The sequence below is a fragment of the Nitrososphaera sp. AFS genome (assembly GCF_009898475.1).
In the GTDB taxonomy this organism is placed as follows: Archaea; Thermoproteota; Nitrososphaeria; order Nitrososphaerales; family Nitrososphaeraceae; genus Nitrosopolaris.
This window is the reverse complement of the sequence record NZ_QURE01000011.1, coordinates 12,873-28,592: the sequence shown is the minus strand read 5'-3', so window position 1 is coordinate 28,592 and position 15,720 is coordinate 12,873. Positions and strand designations below refer to the sequence as shown.

The window sequence follows — 15,720 nt, the reverse complement described above, 5'->3', positions numbered from 1 at the left end:
TGTGCTTCATTGAGATTTCCAAAGTGCATAGAATTTCTTTCTGAAAAGTCTTGATAGAGTAGAGGTGCCACTAGCCCTCTCATATTCATCTGACGAAAGTCTTCTATCAAATCAATTGTGTACTGGGTTTCGTCGGTTGTCTCGTCAGGCCAGCCTATTATGAGGGTCAATGCTGGAAACCAATGGTTCTGATTTAAGATCTTGGCGCCTTCTCTCACCACCGCACCCCACTCTTCAGGGCAGTAAGGTTTTGTCTTTATTCCCAGGTGTTTCTTGACCATTCTTGGAGCGACAGTTTCAACTCCTAAGTTTGTAGCAAGCCACCTTCCATTGTTATCCATATTGTTGACCTGGGAAAGGTTCCTTATAAGATCAGGAGAAGAAGCCACAGCAGAGAGAGTCATGTGTGTAGTTCCGATGAAATTAGCGCCCACTTCCTTCAACCCTTTCCACAGGTTCAAGATAACGTCAGCGTTCGGAATAAAATCCCGGTTGTCACATCCGTAAAGAAGCATTTCATCCGATTGTAACCAAATCGAATCAAACCCGTATTTGAGATTTATTTTAGCTTCGGCTTGCAACCTTTGAAGTGGGATATCCTTCTTAGAGCGCTTGTTAACGTCACAAAAATCGCAGCCTCTTCCGCAGCCGCGCATAGCCTCTATCAATGAGTTAATGGTGGGCCCACGTATCATTGGAATATTATCAATATTTCTTACGAAGGTATGTAATAACTCCGGCGCGTCTCCAGATTCCAGGTCATGGAATAAATCCAGTGCAAGTTCATCTGCTTCACCTATCACCACAGTATCGATACCATGAATTTTCATTCTATCAGGTTTGGCTAACTCCCAGGCACCGTTTCCGCCTGCCACTACTTTAAAGTTAAATTTCTTTTTAAGTTGTATAATCGATGCACACATTTTTTTGAATTTCATGGCCACATAAGAAAGGTTTTCAGGCGACATTGTAGTCGTAACAGGAGCCATCCCAAGTGGATCCATGACATTTATCCCTACAACTTTGGTCTCAGGTCCAACGCACTTTTCAAGCATTTCAGGGTGTGCGAGGAAGACATTTTCCTTACTATACTCCTTCAGCAACGCCCCTTCTATTCTCCGCAAACCGCACTGGGCAACCTTTACACCTCCTGTAGATTTATCAGTTTCAACACTGGGACAGAATAACTTGTCAAAAACAAACTCGGGTACTAACTCATAAGGTCCACATGCAATAAAACCATACAGGAAATTTCCCCTGTAATTGGTCATCAAGCTTCTATCTGCCGTTAATACTATCCGCTTCCCGGAAACCATTTACTTTCTTAACCCACATAGGTCGTCCAATCATAGGTATAAATCTATTACTGAAAGTTAGTGAGCTCTAGCATCAGAAGCAATGTTCAAAACGCAAATTGGGAGAAATGTGATTCAATACAGACCCTTTCGATGACCTCTTACAAGAATGGAAATTAATTGTCTGTGGTTAAGAAGAGACAAAGCGTCCAGGTACGTAACCCACCTGAAACCCTCATGCTCCGTGGATATCGTGATAGCCCTGCCAGCGCTGATAGCATAATAAAAGGTAACTTCCTTATTGGATTTCATGCCATCTGGCCTGAAGAATGAATATCTGATTCGACCAATGTATGATTGCACGTCTATATTATCGATACCCGTCTCTTCCGAAACTTCTCTCTTTAATGTCTCAATTTCAGTTTCACCCTTTTCTTTATGCCCCTGTGGAAAGCCCCAAAAACCTCTTCTATTTCTCAGCAAGAGAAAGTCTGCTGCATTTGAGAAGTTGGTGGCAGCGCTAGCTATAGGAGATTGATATTTTATTACAGCCCCGATAGACCGTTCAAGTGTCACTGCGTATACCCAATAGTCAAGCGAACCCCCCTTAATAATATGATATTGTCATTACTATCAAGTCAGTTTGTGCTGGAGAGCACGGGTAGAGTCTGTCATATTGAAAGGCCTACTTAGAGTACAGCACAGGGATAATTTAGGATGTATGTTATATAACCTACGTATTGAGATATGATTTGTTAAAGGTATTAATATCAAATAGGAAGATTGTTGAAATGTTCTCGGGCCGGTCGTCTAGTCTGGTAGGATACGGCATTGGCATTGCCGAGGCCGTGGGTTCGAATCCCACCCGGTCCACGTACAAGACACCAAAGCATCCATTCAAGTGATGTGAATAATATTTACGATCCCGTACGTCATAGTTTATCTAGATGAGAAAGATTCCCTAATTTCAATGGCTACTTTTCCCATATGCAGAATTTGATATACTTTAAAGATTGTGTCCGAATTTGAATCATAGCCTATCTTGATTATTTTTCTAAATGTTTCCAACTCAGTGTCTACTATAATGTTACCTATGCCGCTCCGTCTTCGCCTCACTTTGTCAACAAATTTCTCAGGTAAGTTACTTAAGAAAAAGTACGACTTTGCTCTCAGAAGAATCGTTCCGTCTTGCTTAGTAATTATATAAACATCGCGAGAAATAAAATCTCGGTCTTCTGTCTGCTTCAAAACCTTCACAGTCGTTTCCACGCCTGACAAAACACTCAAAATCTGCTCAACAAATCCAGTCTCCGCAAGTAAAATTTTTTTTGTAACAGAAAGTTTAACATGAGACTTCTTTTCAAGCTCAGATATCTTCTGGATCATACGAGTCCCTGAATCCCTTACCATGACGGAAAAGATCACCAAAGGATAAGTCATCACCATATTGAATTAAATGCATGTGGATTAAAACTCAGAGCGTAGCCCTAATCCAGATCGCAATAGCCCCAATTGCAATTGTCCCAAAACTAATTATTTTAAGATAGATTTCCAATCTTTTAGATTCATGATCTACAGCCTGCCTTCTTAATTCTTTGTATTGTCTAGATATTTTTATATGTACGTAACTAACCATAGCTGTGAGAGCCGAAAGCAGGAGAGGAAGGAATCCAAGAGTATTTGTTTGCATGATGTAACCTGCAAACACCGGAAGAATACCCCAAGAACAAATAAAACAGCCATTGGTGTGTAGTGTGCCTCTAAATAATTCAAAGTTGTATGCGAAAACGAAAAAACCTTCTATGACCCCAAAAACCAATAGATTTGGGACATAATAAATAATATAGTATGCTGCTATCGAGTATGCTGCCAGAAGCCCCAGGAATACCATAATCCACAGTTCCTTAGAATTGAAATACATCCCCCATGGCTTCTTTTTTGAGCCAAGATTGTCAGCAGCGTGAGCCGAAATTCCCAGAGCAAGTCCGTATATCAGCGACATGGCAGCAACCCTGTCCCACGAGATTGTGGGTGCTAACATGGAACCCAGTATTGTGAATGAAATACACATACCAGTATAGGGCAAAAACATGAGGCCAATAAACACTCGAAATTTTAGGGGCCCAAACTTTGGTACGAACCATTCATTTAGACGGGTGTCCTCACTCATGGCTTTTGACCCAAAACGATGGCGGAAGTCTGCATAGTATAAAATCTAATAATAATATTGCTGAATCCATTCACCCTAAGTGCCTGAGAGGTTTTATGAACCCAATTACTCGATTTTATGACACGGTCTAAGTCATGAAAGGCATGCGCCCAAGTTATTACTCCCTTGGCGACCAATTTCAAGAGGCCAAAATAAAAGTTCCAGAGAGACCGCGCTATCCAGCCAGATGGGTATGTAAAATCATGGAAAACTACTAGACCCCTACTCTTGAGGACACGCCAACACTCCTTTACAACTGCTTCTACGTTAACATATTTTGATAGGTAAGAAGAGGTAATTGAGTCAAATGACTCTGCTCGGTATGGAAGCAGCTCTGCAGTGGCGTTCGTCAAGAGCCCCCTCGCGCACTTTTTTTTCGCAATTTGCAAATAATGGAAGGCCAAATCAAGGCAGACTACACTCCTCGATGCTTCATGCCTACATGCTTCGCGCTCTATCATCCCTGACAATATACCAGTACCACTCGCAAGGTCAAGATTTGTATTAGACTGGAAAGAATATGGTAAAGAGACGCTTGATAGATAATAACTTGAGCGGAGCATTTTTGCATCTAAAGCGTCTATAATTCGCTTTTTCCAAAAACGATCCCTACCAAGAGTCGCAATCTTCACAACAATGTCGTAGCTAGAGGCATTGTCCGGCGTGAAGAACAAATTTGCTTTTTTATAACCTTCGTGTAGATTAATTACCAATATGCATTTTTACGCACCGACGTTCTTTTAAGTATTGAAACGTATACATATTTACTCGACGAGGAAAAAAATAGTTGTATTTTGTGAACTGGCAGCGGGACATTTCAATTCAGGAAATAGACGGAAGGATGGTCGTTCTAAAGAGAAACAAGGCTACTAAGAAATTCCATGAATACCTTTTAGCGACTACATACTGCCTAGTTTCATTGTTGTGCATACATCCATCTGCGCCTCCCCCTGCAGGAAAATTAGCCTCGTACAATGAAGGAAAATCTATGAGGACCAACTTAAAGAATCTTGGAGTGCCAACCCCCGTTCTCTTTTCGCTAACGGAAGATACTATCATCGAGGAATTTATAGAGGGCGGGAACCTGTATACTGCTTTCACAGATAAACTCAAAAATAAAAACATTCTCAGGTCCCTAGCATTCCAAGCGGGGTGCATAACGGGGAGACTTCACAATGGTGGGTATGTATTTACGGACAACAAGTCTCAGAATTACTTGGTAAAATTCGATAATACTATAGTAAGGACTGATCTGGCGTTTGTTCATAAAACGAATTCCACCTTTGCTCAGAGTATGGATATCGCGTCATTTCTTGCAAGTGTAATAGATCTCAAAATAGCTAACTATAAATTGATAGAGCAACGGTTTCGCGATGGTTATGTTTCAGAAGCCAACTGCGATTTTCCTTATTTGTGGATCCTCCTACGCAATATAATTTCACTGGGATTTGCGGCCGACCAGTCCACAATGTTACAGAACATTGCAAAAGGTTCTACCTCATTCAAAAAACAATTGAATATAGACTAAACAGGCGGTAATTCGGTCTTTTTGTCAAAACCACCCGAGCCGAATTTGCAATAAAAGCATTGGTCAGATTGCATATAAGAGATTCTTTGAATTACTACCGCGCCAATCTTTAAAGCAACCTTCGTCATCAATCTGTATTTAAATGGCATTGCGGGAACGACTTCATTAAAGTATACCGCATGGTGGTCAGGACAGAGCTTAAGCGTAACTTGTGCTCTCTGCCTCGCATCTGGATTTACATCACGATTGTTGTTGCTAATGGTCTTGGTAACATGGATCTGTTCGCGAATGTACTCATGTTTTGGACAAGGACAATTTTTTCCTCCTGGATGCTTGTAGGCAGGAATATTTTTCCAGTCAAAATCTGGAAAATCCTTCTCGAAATCCTCCATTTACTGATTCCTAGAGTACTAGAATCTCATGTCATATAAACATGTATAATCCATCATATTTTTGGCACGGTTCAATGCCATTCTGCAGCTCCTGACCATTATCGTTAAAATGAGAAAAAATATATCTTTGGTAATCTAATGAACCCTACTCGACGTGGAACTGGACCAACATAGTAATAACGATGGGGGCGCAGGCGTTGGGGCCACTGCTACGACCACAACCACACCTCCTCCTATCGAGAACAGGACTCGAAAAAATTTAGAGCGTGATCAGCATCGGACTTCTAGCTTGGATTCGAATCTTTTGACACTCCTCGACTTTAAAAAGAGTTTGGTAGATGAACAGAAAAAAGGAGAGGAAAGGATTCAGGAGATAAACCTAAACATAGAATCTGCCAAGAAGCAGATAGATGAGGATCGAGTCCAGTTGGAAGAGATGAGGGTGAAGCTCAAGGAAACAAATGAGCAAAAAGACACAGAGCTTACTCGTTATACAGAAGCGAAGAATACTCTCATAGAAGCAAGAAATCGGATGAAATACTTGGAGGAGAAGAGCGGATCTTCGGCAGCTTCGAGATCACGTAAGGAAAGGTACGACATTTCAAGGCTAACAAGGAGCCTTGATCAGATCGAACATGATATTCAAACAAAGAAGTTGTCCAAGGAAGAAGAACGCAAATTGGTTGCCAGATCAAAAGAAGTCGCTACAAGATTGCACTCATTAAAGGCTATGCACAAGAAGGAAGATGACTACCGGAATATGTCCTCCCAGTATGAGCTTTTGAGAAATAAAATGAATAAGATTTTTGATCAACGGTCAGAAGTTGGCAATAAAATCGGCGACTTAAAAGCTAATCTTGATTCGCTTTTGAATCTGCGCGAAAGGCTCTACCAAGATAGAAGGGCAGTGATCCGCGCTGTCAGAGAGGCAAAAGCGAAGCTGGATATGGTCGAAACGCAACTTAATGCAATCCAATTTAGAAAGTCAAGACAGCAGGCCTCAGAAGGAAGGCAGAAAAGACAGCCACACCTTCGTCGCCAGCCTAGAGACAATGAGGAACGGCGTGAAAGCATACAGGAACGAGTCAAGAGAAATAAAGAAAACCAAGAGAGATGGAACATTATGAAAGAAGCAGCGTTAAAGAAAATGTCAAAAGGGGAGAAATTGACTTTCGACGAGATGAGATTAATATATGGAGAAGGTAGCTCAGTAGACTAGCAGTTCCTATCCCTCTCGCGCTAGTCATGTTATGATTGGATAAAAGCTCCAACTTGTGTACGATCTTGTCGTGAGCTATATTCTAATGATCTTTTCTACAATATTGCCGGCCTCACCATGCTATCCACCAATTATACGCTTTTTGCATATGAGGTGTGGCTCGGCCATTGTAACCTTACTAAATTTCATGGACAGATGATGATCAGATTTTGGATCAGTCGTGTTTAACGCGTGCACTTGTATCAACCTGCTTTACCCACCCGAGACTAAAAATTAATATAGTTACTCACGACTGACCCGACCTCCTATTCTCTACCTGAGCGATGGAGCAAATAATTTAAGCAACTAATATCAGTAGGAATGTTCGTCAATCTTATGGGTTTTCAACTCTTTGAGGGTTGCGAACGTGACTTCACACTTTTCACACTTCCATTGGTTTGCTCTTGCTTCTTTGTAACTAATATATGTGGCTTCCTTGCTTTCGTATCGTTTTGTTTTAAAGTTGTAGAGGGAATGGTTATAATTCACTTTATATTTTAGCTTATCTAGGTCTATCAATATACTATTTAAGATTACGTATGATCTTAAAAATCAGTATGTCGGTTCTATAGATAATATTATTTTATAAGAAAATTTCTTAACCTTGCTTAATTAGGGAACAACTAGTAAATGTTATGGTGTGGGGATAAATTTCGGCTTCATAATCATCATAATGGTAATCATTTTTAAACGTCTTCTAGGGCAATGCAAGCTGGCGTCCTCAAAGTGGTAAACAAGCAGAATTTTTACGGTGTCGATAAACTTTCCAGTGAGCCATAAATGATTTGTAATCAATGTAAATTAAATCTAAGCTCCTTTACGTTCTATTGCATGCCCGATCCCGGAGCCAAGCAATTACTCTGGTTCATATTTGCGGGCTCTCGAGGAGGCGAAAATAGAATGAAAATAATAGATTTGCTAAAGTCAAGACCATATAACATTAACCAACTCTCTGAGACTCTCGGGCTAGATTATAAAGCAGTACAACACCACATATCTATCATGCAGAAGAACAATCTAGTTACCAAAGTTGGAGAAAAATATGGGATCCTGTATTTTATTTCCAATTATCTAGAATCTAACATCGGTTCTTTGGAAGAGATAAAAACTAAGATGAAACAAGATTAATTCACTGAATCATCTGTGCAGCTCCAGATTATTACGATTACTCCAGTAGCCTAGTTTCCTCTTCAACATGAGTCTTACGGTGATGAGTATCAGCTTCCAATTTCGTCAAGAATTCTCTACCACAATCCACACATCGAAACGTTCCAGATTCATATTCTGACAAGTTCAGTCACCATCTGTTTCTTATGGCCCCACGACAAATATTAACCATAGTTTATAAACCTATAACATAATCCAGGCCATTCATTTCACGACAGCTCGTTGTCCGCCTTTAATTTTCCTTTCTCTCTGTTCACCAGCGGAATCACTTTTTCCGTAACTATAGTGTCGAAATTCTTTTCTTCAACATCAAGGGTAATAAGTAAAAAATAATCAATATCAATATGAAGGGTGACGCGGTTAAGCTTCTCATATTTACCCAGAGCATAGATCAAAGGACCGGTTTTGGGTTCGAACTTTACTCTGGTTTTATGCCTAGTTACAGTCAGTCGAGCATATTCTTCATTTTCTTCGTCAGTCATGACAGCATGCAATCCTTCTCTCTGCTCTGTGTTCAGTAGAACCCCATATTTGTTAGCAACACCTACCCATCTAATAGACCTATCTAAATTAAGTACTTCTTTTGTAAATGCATAAATGAACTCATAAGCTACCATGCGATAATATTCGAAATCCAAGTTACTTAAAGGTATATTAACTAGCTTGTTCTTCCGTGCCAAATGCAAAAAATCCAAGGTGCTCGTAGCCTAGCTTGGAACTATAATACCATCCTGAGCTCTACAGATACACAATATTAAAAAATCCGTCTTGTATACTCAATATATGCAAATATGCGTTATGTGCAATGATTCATTTGATCCTCAGTCACTGACTTTGGAACAAAAAATAATTGAAGATGGCGATTTTTGTACTAGGTGCTGGACTGAATTGATGGATATCGAATGAAAAAATATAAAATACCACACCAGGAGCAACTGATCGTGTTGAAAATAATTACGAATAATAATCGAATTATAAAATAATAATCCAAAGAATGGATGTGAAATCTCCTGACAATGGATAAAAATCAACCTATCGACACTGTCCTAGCGTCACCGCAGAGAAAGTTGGTCGTTGCGAACAAGGAAATCGACCTCAGTAACAAGGACGCCAACACAATATTCATATTGATTATTCAGGAATCACAAGGCTCTGCTGGCGGAAGAGGCGGAGGTTCTGGCAGTCGTAGAATTAATGAAATTTTGGCTTTTTCCTGTGCTAGAACTGGCTGTACTAAATTCTTTGAGAGCCATGACATGGAGGAGATAGAACAGTTTGAAATACCATATAGCGCAGTAGCACTGGATATTAAATTATCAACGGGTATTGAGGTTGTGGTACAGGGATTAATAGATCCCCATCTCGTCCAAAATTACCAAGAACTAATAAGTCAGATCAAAGGTCTATAAATCATCCCAACTATATGTCACACGACGTAACAAATACTACCAACTTAGGAAATGGTAATAAGCGTGAAATTCACGGAGACGTTCAAAAGCTTGCAGAGGCGATTGAAGATTTGGTTTATATGGAAGCAATTAAGTTCAAAGATAGCGATAGTCAGAATAGCAGAAACATTCTGACACTCTCGACACGATTTACACTTATCCTATCGAACGTGATTTCCAGTCTAAAGCTAGAACGCGATCATGAAGACGATGTGATGAGATCTATTTATTTTTCTCTTCTGATCTACATGAATGAACAACTCAAAATGCCGAAATCCTTGACAATGGCATTAGGAAATGACCTTGAGAAGTATCGTGATGAGATGGAATGCAGTGAATTAATTTCGAATTACGTCAAGGTCCTGCTTAATATATTCACAACTTCAAAGCTAGAAGCATGACAACCTAGTCGCTAAAAAAGAATAGACCAGATCAGAAGGATTACAGTGGTTTATGCTGAATATTTATTTAATTCACATTGGCCACTAGCTTGCGTCATAATTGGTGGAAGTTAATACCCTAACATGTTTTTAATCTTATGTCAATAGCGATCCTCTCGCGATGGCGAATTTCCACCAGCTGCAAGGCCATTGTTGGGTAAAGCAGATTTTGAAGCTTCTCAGGCATTAAACCTCGTTTAGCTTATAAACGGCTGAACAGATGAGATGAGCCTAATTAATTCTAAATCCTTGCAACTGCATCGATGAGCATATTAAATTGATTTGTGAATGGGTGTTCTGGATGTTCCAGTACAGTCAGAAATTCTTTTCTACTAAATTGAATGTCGCAGTAACAAGGTATAGCTGAGATAACTTCCATCCCCGTTTCATTTGAAAGAAGGTTCTTCATATTTCTTTCAGTAACTCGCTGTTCGTCAATTAGATACGAAGACTTAGAAAGTAATGAATGATCCCGCCCAAACCTAGATTGAATGTTCATCCCTGGTTGCATATCCGATGCCATTACACCGGAAGTAGTAGGCGATAGGTTCTGGAGGTTGTGTGGAATACAATACCCCGCTACTCTATTCCACAAGAGAAAGGACTTTGTTCCGAATTTTGTAAATGAACCATAAATTTCCTCTGAGACCTTTTTTGTGCCTGCAACGTCAAGATCTCCCATCTTGAGTGTCAATAGCAATACGTCAGCAACAGCAAGAGCATTTATAGACCAATAGCGTATTCCTGGACTCGTGTCTATAATGACATAATCCGCATGGTAGTCAGAAATGATTAGCTCTCTTAGAAATATAAATCTCCTCAAAAGGTGTATTTTGGAACTATCTTGTTTTCCAGTTGTCGCCGACCCACCTTCTAGCTTGTAAATTTCTTCCTTCTTAGAGTTACAAAAACCAACCCAAAGCTTGCCTTTCAAAGCATCTAGGTGCGCTGATTTTTCTTTTCCTTTTGTAGGAAAATTATTATCAATCGAACTCCTTTTACTAACACTAGTCAAAATAGGCGTGAAATCCAAAAGGATATCTTCAATCTGAGCTTTATCGAATAGAAAGTCATTAATCCATTTTTTAGGATTAGTATCAAAATATGATTGAAGGCTAGGTGCGTAGACGTCAAGGTCCAGTAAAACGACTCGGTAACCTCTCAATGCCAGCAAAGCAGCAAAATTCGCTGCAAGTGTTGTTTTTCCAGTCCCGCCTTTATAAGAGTGAAAAGCGATACATTTCGTCAATGCTTGAGAGTCAATCGATTAGTCAATGCTCTGATATATAGGGTTACCGAATATCTTAATTACCGAAAGAGCTCGACCTTAACCCCTTACAGGTCTGATAATATATTGTTGAATTGTATAGCTTTGAACAATATATATATGAACAATAATATGCTCATCGATACTAGAACTTGGCATGGCTAGTGTTGATAAGATTGACGATCAGATGATAGACCAAGATTTTTCCAGCCAGCTTTCACGAGCAATTCCTCCTGATATATTTGGCAATGAAATTGCTCATAGAATTATCTCGGGAGAATTTAAAATTGCAATTTACGGCCTAGGACATGTGGGATCTCCCATGGCCTCCGCTTGGCTCCGAGCTGGGGCAACTGTAATAGGTGTTGATAAATCCCCAGCAGTAGTGGAAAAAGCTAGTAAGGGCAAATCCCATATACCTGAACCTGGAGTTAGTGAAGCATTTTCAACTGGCCTGACTTTGGATCGGTTTAAAATTTACAGCGACCAGGTACAAGCATCCCGTGACTCATATTTTAAAATGATCTGTGTACCAGTGCTTCTCTCTGAGGGAGGATATCCGGATCTTACTGCCGTTAAGGAAGTTGCGACCAACATTGGCAAGGGTTTAAAAAAAGGTGATGTCATCGCCCTTAATCCAAGCGTCCCTCCCGGTACGACAGAAGATCTCATATTGCCGATGATTGAGCATGAAAGTGGCCTAGTGGCTGAAAATGACTTTTATATGTTGTACAATCCTGAGAGAATATACGAAGGCCGAGCAATACTAGATATCGAGGAAAGATACCCTGCGATAATTGCTGGTGCGGGTAAAAGAAGCTTAGAAGTTGGAAAACTGATTTATCCTCTGGTATTCAAAAGAGGCGTCCTTACTGTCAGCAATATTAGGACTGCAGAGACTGAAAAGCTATTGGAGGGCGTATATAGAGATGTAAATATTGCCCTAGCTAATGAACTTGCAAGATACTGTGAAGAGATCGGTGTAAATTTCTGGGAATGTAAGGAGGCTGCCAATTCACAACCATATTGTCACCTTCATAATCCAGGGGTTGGTGTAGGCGGCGCTTGCATACCTGTCTATCCTCAGTTCATCCTTTATAGCTCAGCTCAAGCGAGAGTAGATTGTGAAATGATCAAGGTGGGAAGAAGTATAAACGCTGCAATGCCGGCAAGGTGTGTGAAGGAGGCAATAAAATTGTTTGATAATAAGAAGAAAAATGAATTTGTGCCCTCAGAGGCAACAGTGACCCTATTAGGTATGGCATTCAGGGGCGGTGTTTCGGATACACGCTTGTCTCCCACTTATGAAGTCATCAAAGAACTTCAGAAAGTTGGAATTAGAGAGATTCGCATTCACGACCCATTGGTCAGGTCCGATCCAAAGTTAAATGGGTTTCAAAATGTTATCCTAACCTCTGACCTTGCAAAAGCACTAAAAGACACAGACCTCATAATGGTAATAGCAGACCATTCTCAATACAGTAATTTGACTCCCTTGCAGACTGATGGAGCACCAATATACGACGGAAGAGGTATTTTGAACAGAGCATTTTTTGACAACTCCAATTATGGCATGATTGGTATGGGCAACAACCGAGTATGGGCCGCCCGTCGTTTCTAAGCGGAATCAGGATTTGAAATTTCGTTATTATCAAAAACGTAAGACAGATAAGATAGGGTATTAATAATTTTGTTATCGACTTTAAATGGAAGAAAAAGTCCAAGAAAATTCCCAATTACTTAAAACTGTCTCTTGGGATAACGGGCGCCTTGTAATGATCGACCAGACAAAATTGCCAAATGCTCTTGTATACCTTCGGCTAAGTCATTACATGGAAGTTGCTTCTGCAATTAAGAATTTGGTGGTCAGAGGAGCCCCTGCTATCGGTGTGGCAGCTGCTTTTGGACTTGCACTTGCAGCATCTGAAAGTACCTCTGACCTAAATATTTTAATGAAGGAGCTCGAAAATGCTCAGAGCACGCTCAAGTCTACGCGACCTACTGCAGTCAATCTATCATGGGCCCTTGAGCGTGTCATGAAAAAAGCAAAAGAGCAGAATAACGTTGGAGATGTGAAGCATGCAATTCTTGAAGAAGCACTAAGAATGTCTGAAGAAGATATTGAGATTAACAAAAGAATTGGAACCCACGGCTCAGTGCTAGTTCAAGATCGAGACGTAGTATTGACACATTGTAATGCGGGCTCATTAGCTACAGTAGCATATGGAACTGCGTTAGGGGTAATTCGTGCGGCCTGCCAGTCAGGCAAGCGGGTGCATGTAATAGCTACCGAAACACGTCCGGTGATGCAAGGTTCTAGGTTGACAGCATTTGAGCTACAGTACGATGGGATCGATGTGAGCCTAATTCCGGATACGGCTGTAGGACATACTATGGCTAGCAGAAAAATAAAGAGCGTGATAGTGGGTGCAGATAGGGTCTTGCGTAGCGGACATGTTTTCAACAAGATAGGAACCTATCAGGTAGCTCTGATCGCAAGCCAACACGACATACCATTTTATGTGGCAGCCCCTCTTTCTACCTTCGATTTTAAGAATAACCTTTCAGACGTCACTATCGAGGAACGGCCTAGCGAAGAAGTGACTCAAATCAACGGGGTAAGGCTTGCCCCTCAAGGCGTAAGAGTCCTTAATCCCGCCTTTGATGTAACTCCGCCTGAACTAATTTCTGGGTTTGTTACTGAGAAAGGGGTTTTAACGCCACCTTATGAACAAAGTTTTAGATCTATTTGCTAAGAAGGATTGAGGATGTCTTCTCAAGTACTTTCAGAATGTCAAAGAAAATTGGTTGAAACATTGTAAAAGTACGGAAGGTATTTATCGCATATCTGTCTTGCCTTTTATATGTCTACAGAGCGAATTACTGAGGCCGAAGTATACTCTGCCCTCCGAAAATGCATGGATCCTGAAATTCCTGTAAATATAGTAGACTTGGGGTTGGTATACGATGTACGGGTTAAGGATAAGAGAAATGTGGATATTGCAATGACTATGACTACGCGCGGATGCCCGCTTCATGACACTTTAATCAACGACGTGAAAAGGTATGTCAGCAAGATTAATGGCGTAGGCAATATAGATGTACAAATTGTGTGGGATCCTCCTTGGAGCATAGAAAAAATGAATCCTATGGCACGCGAGAAACTGGGTTTTGGAAAGCCTAAGCTACGATTCCAAGTAGATTACGAGAAATATCAGCCTGTGAAGATTGGGAAATTAATTAAGCAAGAGGATGGGTCACTAGGACTTCTCAATGAAAGAGAACAAGGCTTCATGGTTAACCAGGCGATCATAGATTTTTGGCAGACTTGCGATGGGAAAAAGACAATAAATGAACTTACAGATCAATTCTCTTCAAAGTTGTCCCTGCCCAGAGAACAGGTTGAACAAGAAGTCGTACAGCTAGTTCAACAGCTTTTAGAAGGAGGATTACTGAAGCCTTCATAGGGCGACAAGTTTCAGAAAATTTCGTTGAGGATTATCTTATTAATAAATGTCCTCAGAGGGCATTATGGTGCATGACCTCGCACTAAAATCTTCAAGACGATTGATAGTTGAATTTGGAATGGGAGATGGACTTCTCCTTGAGAAGTTAGCCCAACAAAATTATGACATCAAATTAGTTCCCATTAATGCCAAAGCCACTTATGTAGGAATCGAGATTGACAAGAACGAGTTCAAGGTCGCAAAATCACGCATGGGAGATAACGGCAATGTAATTTTATTTAATGCCCCTATGGAGGAAATTGTACCTCTATTCTCTAACTGCACTATCGATCAGATACTCTGTATCTTGCCAGACCCTAGCTACATAGATAAATCAAAACAGAGTGAATGGGAGTTATTTTATAAAACAACTTATTTAAAATTGAAAAATCAGGGATTGTTCCGACTTGTTACTGAATTAACTGATGAGTTGCTTGAGCCTGTTTCTGACGAAGCGTACGAAGCTTGGGTCCAATGGCTTGTTCAATCCTTTCAGTCTCTAGGATTTACAATTAAGGAAACAATGCATTCGTCACCTAAGGAATATACGACAAGATATCTGACCCAGTTTAGAGGCGATACTGGGAGAATAAGAATTGTAACACTGGACTTTGAGAGGCAATTAGAGTAAAGAGGATTTGATTACAAGGTTCATTTGTTATATAGCAAGAGCAGGGCTTGCTAAGTTGATTGGATTTGGAGACCTTTAATTATAAGCAAAATTAGGACTTAGCTTCGGTTATGATGATGCCTCAAATTTTGATGATTTAGTGCGCATTGCCGTGAACAAAATTCCAAATTACAGTCAAGGTCTACACATTGGATAGGATCTGCATGATTAAACTTCTTATTACAATACGTGCAAAAGGATTCCAGCTGTGGAAAATTGCGGCTAAGGTACTCTAATCCACAATTCCTTTTTTCTTTGAACCACAGAACCTCAACGGTCAGTTTCTCTGCGTAAGTCATAACTGTATCATAAGCCTCGAAAAATCCAGGAGCGTGAAATTGTCTTACAAAAAACAAGCCCTGAGGATTTCTAAATCTGACCAGCCACTTTTCCGGGAGAGGTACATCACCATCGTTAATGACAGTCTTTTTACCTCGAGTATTTCTTGCTTGCTTGATTGCAGTCAAGCCTAATTGATTACGAATACCCTAGTAACTTTTTATATAATTTACTGGGCAGTATCGTAGACAACTGACGCTG

The 15,720-nt window shown here is 40.3% G+C and carries 16 protein-coding genes, 1 tRNA gene and 1 pseudogene (1 of these 18 cut by a window edge); 10 read left to right on the top strand and 8 right to left on the bottom strand.

Annotation, left to right across the window (positions count from 1 at the left end):
- A pseudogene (locus DYY65_RS02835) lies at positions 1 to 1,271 on the bottom strand (B12-binding domain-containing radical SAM protein) (it extends 246 nt beyond the left edge of the window).
- Between the two features lie 159 nt (positions 1,272 to 1,430).
- On the bottom strand, positions 1,431 to 1,871 hold the full coding sequence (locus DYY65_RS02830; protein ID WP_162476477.1) for an NUDIX domain-containing protein: 441 nt from the start codon (positions 1,869 to 1,871) through the stop codon (positions 1,431 to 1,433).
- 223 nt (positions 1,872 to 2,094) lie between these two features.
- Here DYY65_RS02830 and DYY65_RS02825 point away from each other — a divergent pair.
- A tRNA-Ala gene (locus DYY65_RS02825) sits at positions 2,095 to 2,168 on the top strand.
- 66 nt (positions 2,169 to 2,234) lie between these two features.
- On the opposite strand, the gene DYY65_RS02820 is transcribed toward DYY65_RS02825, so the two are convergent.
- The 3 genes from DYY65_RS02820 to DYY65_RS02810 all read right to left on the bottom strand — a co-directional run bounded on the left by DYY65_RS02820 (position 2,235) and on the right by DYY65_RS02810 (position 4,217).
- Positions 2,235 to 2,705 carry a chorismate pyruvate-lyase family protein gene (locus DYY65_RS02820; protein ID WP_162476476.1) on the bottom strand — a complete coding sequence of 157 codons (471 nt, stop codon included), beginning with the start codon at positions 2,703 to 2,705 and terminating at the stop codon, positions 2,235 to 2,237.
- Positions 2,706 to 2,769: 64 nt separating this feature from the next.
- The gene (locus DYY65_RS02815) at positions 2,770 to 3,465 is read right to left on the bottom strand and encodes a hypothetical protein (RefSeq protein ID WP_162476475.1); all 696 of its coding nucleotides are present in this window, start codon (positions 3,463 to 3,465) and stop codon (positions 2,770 to 2,772) included.
- Positions 3,462 to 4,217, bottom strand: a complete 756-nt coding sequence (locus tag DYY65_RS02810) for a methyltransferase domain-containing protein (protein ID WP_162476474.1) — start codon at positions 4,215 to 4,217, stop codon at positions 3,462 to 3,464. Before DYY65_RS02810 ends, DYY65_RS02815 begins: the two co-directional genes overlap by 4 nt.
- 74 nt (positions 4,218 to 4,291) lie before the next feature.
- Here DYY65_RS02810 and DYY65_RS02805 point away from each other — a divergent pair, with 74 nt between their 5' ends.
- Entirely contained in the window at positions 4,292 to 5,032 is a 741-nt protein-coding gene (locus tag DYY65_RS02805; protein WP_162476473.1) for a hypothetical protein, read from the top strand.
- Here DYY65_RS02805 and DYY65_RS02800 read toward each other — a convergent pair.
- Entirely contained in the window at positions 5,029 to 5,424 is a 396-nt protein-coding gene (locus DYY65_RS02800; protein WP_162476472.1) for a hypothetical protein, read from the bottom strand. The two genes, DYY65_RS02805 and DYY65_RS02800, sit on opposite strands and share 4 nt — an antisense overlap.
- Before the next feature lie 154 nt (positions 5,425 to 5,578).
- On the opposite strand from DYY65_RS02800, the gene DYY65_RS02795 reads away from it, so the two are divergent.
- On the top strand, positions 5,579 to 6,643 hold the full coding sequence (locus DYY65_RS02795; RefSeq protein ID WP_162476471.1) for a coiled-coil protein: 1,065 nt from the start codon (positions 5,579 to 5,581) through the stop codon (positions 6,641 to 6,643).
- A gap of 870 nt (positions 6,644 to 7,513) precedes the next feature.
- Positions 7,514 to 7,810, top strand: coding sequence for a winged helix-turn-helix domain-containing protein (locus DYY65_RS02790; RefSeq protein ID WP_162476470.1), 297 nt, complete (start codon positions 7,514 to 7,516; stop codon positions 7,808 to 7,810).
- Between the two features lie 248 nt (positions 7,811 to 8,058).
- On the opposite strand, the gene DYY65_RS02785 is transcribed toward DYY65_RS02790, so the two are convergent.
- Positions 8,059 to 8,466: a hypothetical protein gene (locus DYY65_RS02785; RefSeq protein WP_162476469.1), complete on the bottom strand. Its 408-nt coding sequence runs from the start codon at positions 8,464 to 8,466 to the stop codon at positions 8,059 to 8,061.
- Positions 8,467 to 8,865: 399 nt separating this feature from the next.
- On the opposite strand from DYY65_RS02785, the gene DYY65_RS02780 reads away from it, so the two are divergent.
- The gene (locus DYY65_RS02780) at positions 8,866 to 9,258 is read left to right on the top strand and encodes a hypothetical protein (protein WP_162476468.1); all 393 of its coding nucleotides are present in this window, start codon (positions 8,866 to 8,868) and stop codon (positions 9,256 to 9,258) included.
- 14 nt (positions 9,259 to 9,272) lie between these two features.
- Positions 9,273 to 9,698 carry a hypothetical protein gene (locus tag DYY65_RS02775; RefSeq protein WP_162476467.1) on the top strand — a complete coding sequence of 142 codons (426 nt, stop codon included), beginning with the start codon at positions 9,273 to 9,275 and terminating at the stop codon, positions 9,696 to 9,698.
- Positions 9,699 to 9,978: 280 nt separating this feature from the next.
- Here the strand turns inward: DYY65_RS02775 and DYY65_RS02770 are convergent, their stop codons facing one another.
- Complete coding sequence (locus DYY65_RS02770) at positions 9,979 to 10,986, bottom strand: AAA family ATPase (protein ID WP_162476466.1); 1,008 nt, start codon at positions 10,984 to 10,986, stop codon at positions 9,979 to 9,981.
- Positions 10,987 to 11,161: 175 nt separating this feature from the next.
- On the opposite strand from DYY65_RS02770, the gene DYY65_RS02765 reads away from it, so the two are divergent.
- The 4 genes from DYY65_RS02765 to DYY65_RS02750 all read left to right on the top strand — a co-directional run bounded on the left by DYY65_RS02765 (position 11,162) and on the right by DYY65_RS02750 (position 15,141).
- A complete protein-coding gene (locus DYY65_RS02765) occupies positions 11,162 to 12,625 on the top strand; it encodes a nucleotide sugar dehydrogenase (RefSeq protein WP_236561620.1) in 1,464 nt (487 codons plus the stop codon).
- Positions 12,626 to 12,710: 85 nt separating this feature from the next.
- The gene (mtnA, locus tag DYY65_RS02760; RefSeq protein ID WP_162476465.1) at positions 12,711 to 13,760 is read left to right on the top strand and encodes an S-methyl-5-thioribose-1-phosphate isomerase; all 1,050 of its coding nucleotides are present in this window, start codon (positions 12,711 to 12,713) and stop codon (positions 13,758 to 13,760) included.
- Between the two features lie 108 nt (positions 13,761 to 13,868).
- Positions 13,869 to 14,471: a PqqD family peptide modification chaperone gene (locus tag DYY65_RS02755; protein ID WP_162476464.1), complete on the top strand. Its 603-nt coding sequence runs from the start codon at positions 13,869 to 13,871 to the stop codon at positions 14,469 to 14,471.
- A 46-nt stretch (positions 14,472 to 14,517) separates the two neighbouring features.
- Complete coding sequence (locus tag DYY65_RS02750) at positions 14,518 to 15,141, top strand: hypothetical protein (RefSeq protein ID WP_162476463.1); 624 nt, start codon at positions 14,518 to 14,520, stop codon at positions 15,139 to 15,141.
- Positions 15,142 to 15,720 lie beyond the last annotated feature (579 nt).

Excerpts from the sequence above, each read along its gene's own strand:
- DYY65_RS02800 (WP_162476472.1), bottom strand. The coding sequence starts at position 5,424 with ATGGAGGATTTCGAGAAGGATTTTCCAGATTTTGACTGGAAAAATATT.
- DYY65_RS02815 (WP_162476475.1), bottom strand. The coding sequence starts at position 3,465 with ATGAGTGAGGACACCCGTCTAAATGAATGGTTCGTACCAAAGTTTGGG.
- DYY65_RS02785 (WP_162476469.1), bottom strand. The coding sequence starts at position 8,466 with ATGGTAGCTTATGAGTTCATTTATGCATTTACAAAAGAAGTACTTAAT.
- DYY65_RS02775 (WP_162476467.1), top strand. The coding sequence starts at position 9,273 with ATGTCACACGACGTAACAAATACTACCAACTTAGGAAATGGTAATAAG.
- DYY65_RS02755 (WP_162476464.1), top strand. The coding sequence starts at position 13,869 with ATGTCTACAGAGCGAATTACTGAGGCCGAAGTATACTCTGCCCTCCGA.
- mtnA (WP_162476465.1), top strand. The coding sequence starts at position 12,711 with ATGGAAGAAAAAGTCCAAGAAAATTCCCAATTACTTAAAACTGTCTCT.
- DYY65_RS02750 (WP_162476463.1), top strand. The coding sequence starts at position 14,518 with ATGTCCTCAGAGGGCATTATGGTGCATGACCTCGCACTAAAATCTTCA.
- DYY65_RS02765 (WP_236561620.1), top strand. The coding sequence starts at position 11,162 with ATGGCTAGTGTTGATAAGATTGACGATCAGATGATAGACCAAGATTTT.
- DYY65_RS02820 (WP_162476476.1), bottom strand. The coding sequence starts at position 2,705 with ATGGTAAGGGATTCAGGGACTCGTATGATCCAGAAGATATCTGAGCTT.
- DYY65_RS02790 (WP_162476470.1), top strand. The coding sequence starts at position 7,514 with ATGCCCGATCCCGGAGCCAAGCAATTACTCTGGTTCATATTTGCGGGC.
- DYY65_RS02780 (WP_162476468.1), top strand. The coding sequence starts at position 8,866 with ATGGATAAAAATCAACCTATCGACACTGTCCTAGCGTCACCGCAGAGA.